This is a genomic window from Bradyrhizobium sp. (assembly GCF_049798375.1).
Taxonomy (GTDB): domain Bacteria; phylum Pseudomonadota; class Alphaproteobacteria; order Rhizobiales; family Xanthobacteraceae; genus Bradyrhizobium.
On record NZ_JBARGP010000545.1, the window covers coordinates 1 to 2,151 of the forward strand.

Consider the following 2,151-nt stretch of genomic DNA (forward strand, 5'->3'; position numbering starts at 1 on the left):
TTATTCTCCAGGGCCGTGCATCTTTGCCCGGTTCGTGCCGGCGAATGACCGGTTCCTAACATGCCCCGCCGCCCGGCGTCCCATGACAGATGTGTCATGTCGCTCCAGAGGCCGGGCTGGTCAATGCCTCGTCATTGGCCATATAAAGCGGACACAATTTGGATATTTTCATGAGCGCGCTCGCCAATCACGCCTTCGCCAAGATGAACGGCATCGGCAACGAGATCGTCGTCCTCGACCTGCGCGATTCCAGGCATGTCGTGACAGCCGAGGAGGCGCGCGCGGTGGCATCCCAGGTGGCATATGACCAGCTGATGGTGCTGCAACCGCCACGCTATGACGGCACCGAGGCATTCATCCGCATCTACAACAATGATGGCTCGGAGGCGGGCGCCTGCGGCAACGGCATGCGTTGCGTGGTGCGCCGCCTGTTCGAAAGCACCGGCCAGCAGACCGCGACGTTCGAAACCCGCGCGGGACTTCTGAATTGCTGGCAAGGACCGGCACCCGATCTCTACACCGTCGACATGGGCACGCCGAGATTCGGCTGGCAGGACATTCCGCTCGACCAGGAATTCCGCGATACCCGCTATATCGAGCTGCAGATCGGTCCGATCGACAATCCGATCCTGCATTCGCCGTCGGTCGTCAGCATGGGCAACCCGCACGCCGTGTTCTGGGTCGATGACGACGTCAATAACTACGATCTCGAACGCTTTGGGCCGCTGCTGGAAAATCATCCGATCTTTCCGGAGCGCGCCAACATCACGCTCGCGCACATCGTGGATCGCGATCACATCATCATTCGGACCTGGGAGCGCGGCGCGGGACTGACCAGGGCCTGCGGCTCGGCGGCCTGCGCCACCGCAGTGGCGGCGGCGCGGCTCAAGCGCGCCAACCGCACCGTGCGCATCACGCTGCCGGGCGGCGACCTCATGATCGAATGGCGCGAGCGCGACGATCACGTGCTGATGACGGGCACCGCGACCTTCGAATATGAGGGCCGGTTCGATCCGTCGCTGTTCGCCAGCGTCGCATGAGTATCGATGTCGTCACCTTCGGCTGCCGCCTCAACGCTTTCGAATCCGAGCTGATCGCCCGCGAGGCGGATGCGGCGGGGCTTACTGATGCGGTCGTTATCAATAGCTGCGGCGTCACCAATGAGGCGGTGGCGCAGGCGCGGCAGTCAATCCGGAAGCTGAAGCGCGAGCGCCCCGAGGCGCGCATCATCGTCACCGGCTGCGCGGCGCAGACACAATCGGACATGTTCGCGGCAATGTCCGAAGTCGATCGGGTGCTTGGCAATGATGACAAGCTGCGTAGCGATGTTTGGCGCGCCACGCGTGCGGCGTTCGATCTCGCTACGTCCGAGAAGGTCGCGGTCTCCGACATCATGGCGGTGACCGAGATGGCGCCGCATCTCGTCGACGGATTTCAGCGCGGCCTGCCGCGTGTGTTCGTCCAGGTGCAGAACGGCTGCGACCATCGCTGCACCTTCTGCATCATTCCGTTCGGCCGCGGCAATTCACGCTCGGTGCCGATGGGCGCCGTGGTCAACCAGGTCCGCGCGCTGACCGAGCGCGGCCATGCCGAGATCGTGCTGACTGGGGTCGACCTGACCAGCTATGGTGGCGATCTGCCGGGTACGCCAAAGCTCGGCAGGCTGGTGAAGCAGATCCTCAAGCATGTGCCGGAACTGCGGCGCCTGCGCATCTCCTCGATCGATTCGATCGAGGTGGATCATGATCTGCTCGATGCGATCGCCGATGATGCGCGGCTGATGCCGCATCTGCATCTGTCGCTGCAGGCAGGGGACGACATCATCCTGAAGCGGATGAAGCGCCGGCATCTGCGTCGCGATGCGATCGACTTTTGCGCGCAAGTGCGGCGGTCGCGGCCGGACGTCGCGCTCGGCGCCGATTTGATCGCAGGCTTTCCGACCGAGACGGAAGAAATGTTCGCGCGCTCGCTCGATCTGGTCGAGGAATGCGGATTGACGTTCCTGCATGTGTTCCCCTATTCGCCGCGGCCCGGCACGCCGGCGGCGCGGATGCCGCAGGTCGATGGCCAGATCATTCGCGAGCGTGCGCGGCGGCTGCGTTCGGCCGGGGAGGCGGCGCTGTGGAAGCGGCTGGATGCGGAGATCGGTGC

Annotated in this window: 2 protein-coding genes; both read left to right on the forward strand. The window is 64.1% G+C overall.

What is annotated here, in order from left to right:
* The first annotated feature begins 170 nt into the window (after positions 1 to 170).
* Positions 171 to 1,040 carry a diaminopimelate epimerase gene (gene dapF, locus WA702_RS21865; protein ID WP_425112634.1) on the forward strand — a complete coding sequence of 290 codons (870 nt, stop codon included), beginning with the start codon at positions 171 to 173 and terminating at the stop codon, positions 1,038 to 1,040.
* The coding region (mtaB, locus tag WA702_RS21870) for a tRNA (N(6)-L-threonylcarbamoyladenosine(37)-C(2))-methylthiotransferase MtaB (RefSeq protein ID WP_425112635.1) at positions 1,037 to 2,151 on the forward strand (1,115 nt) is incomplete at its 3' end. The genes dapF and mtaB, both read left to right, overlap by 4 nt.